Annotated in this window: 2 protein-coding genes; both read right to left on the bottom strand. The window is 59.5% G+C overall.

Going from position 1 to position 1,515, the window contains the following annotated elements:
* Nucleotides 1-708: nickel-dependent hydrogenase large subunit (locus tag NZ746_10225; GenBank protein ID MCS6817739.1), on the bottom strand; the 708-nt coding region annotated here is incomplete at its 3' end.
* A 108-nt stretch (nt 709-816) separates the two neighbouring features.
* A partial coding sequence (locus NZ746_10230; protein ID MCS6817740.1) for an oxidoreductase occupies nt 817-1,515 on the bottom strand: 699 nt, incomplete at its 5' end.

The following is a 1,515-nucleotide window of genomic DNA, read 5'->3' on the forward strand; positions in this document are numbered from 1 at the left end:
GGCGATGTCCAATCCTTTATTGGACACCAAGCGCCCTTCATTGAAGGGATACTCATCCGGGTGACGGAGAGCGACGAACTCATAGTCCTGCTCGAACTCGGGGAAGGGAAGCGTCGCCGCCCATCGGACCGTCTCCAGGGCTGCTTCGCGCGCCCATTTCAGTTGCTCGGCCAGAGGAGCCAGCTCTCGTTTTGCGGGGACTCGATAAAAGCCGCCGACGCGAACGTTGATTGGATGGATTTCTCGACCACCAAGAAGCGCCACGATTTCGTTTCCCACCTTTTTCAACTGGAGGCCGCGCTGAACGATACCAGGATGATCTTTAGCCATCTGTATGGCATCGGCATAGCCGAGGAAATCAGGGGCGTGAAGCAGGTAGACGTGCAGCGCGTGACTCTCGATCCACTCGCCGCAATAGATGAGCCGTCGTAGCACACGGAGCTGCCCGTCCACTTTGATCCCAAACGCATCCTCGCTGGCGTGGACGGCGCTCATCGGGTAGGCGAGGGGGCAGATGCCGCAGATGCGTGCGGTGATGTCGGGCGCTTCGGCGTAGGAGCGACCGCGCAAGAACGCCTCGAAGAAGCGCGGCGGCTCGAAAATCTTCAACTTGACATCTCGAAGCTCACCATCCTTGATTTTGACGTACAACCCGCCCTCACCTTCCACGCGGGCGAGATAATCCACTTTAATCGTTCTCGTCGCCATACCCTCCGTCCTTTCAGCGAACCGGCGGATGGGGAGAGCTGACGGATCCAACCATGTCGAGCTGGTAACAGACCGCCCGCCCCAACCCATCCGTCAGCGAAAGCGATTTCACACTTTCTCGTGCGCTTCGCTCTCTTTGCGAAACGGTTCGGCATAGGCGTTGAAGCCGCGAAATGCTCGCACGATGTCTTGTTCCCTCACGCCCAGGCGAGTCCACCACTGACTGAGCGAACCGGTGTTCGGTGTCTCCTTCGGGCCAAAACATCCGTAGCACCCGCGATGATAGGCCGGACAGATGGCTCCACATCCGGCATGCGTGACCGGGCCGAGACACGGTACACCCTGCGCGACCATCACACAGACGATGCCCCGGCGCTTGCAATCCATGCAGACGCTGTGCGGCGGCGTGTTCGGCTTCCGTCCGTTGAGAAACGCGCTGATCACTTCCAACAGTTGGTGCTTGTTGACGGGACATCCTCGCAGCTCGAAGTCAACGAAGACGTGATCAGCGATCGGTGTGGATTTGTTGAGCGTCTCGATGTAGGCCGGCGTAGCGTAGACGATCGAGATGAACTCTCGCACATCTTTGAAATTCCGCAGCGCTTGAATGCCGCCCGCCGTGGCGCACGCGCCGATGGTGACCAGGTATTTCGAAGCGCGACGCACCTGATGAATGCGCTCCGCATCATGCGGCGTGGTGATCGAGCCTTCAACGAGGGAGAGGTCATACGGCCCTTTCACCACGGCCCGCGAGGCTTCGAGAAAGTAGGCGATCTCCACCTGACCCGCCACCCCGAGCAGCTCATC

It is taken from the genome of Blastocatellia bacterium, assembly GCA_025055075.1.
Classification (GTDB): Bacteria; Acidobacteriota; Blastocatellia; order HR10; family HR10; genus HR10.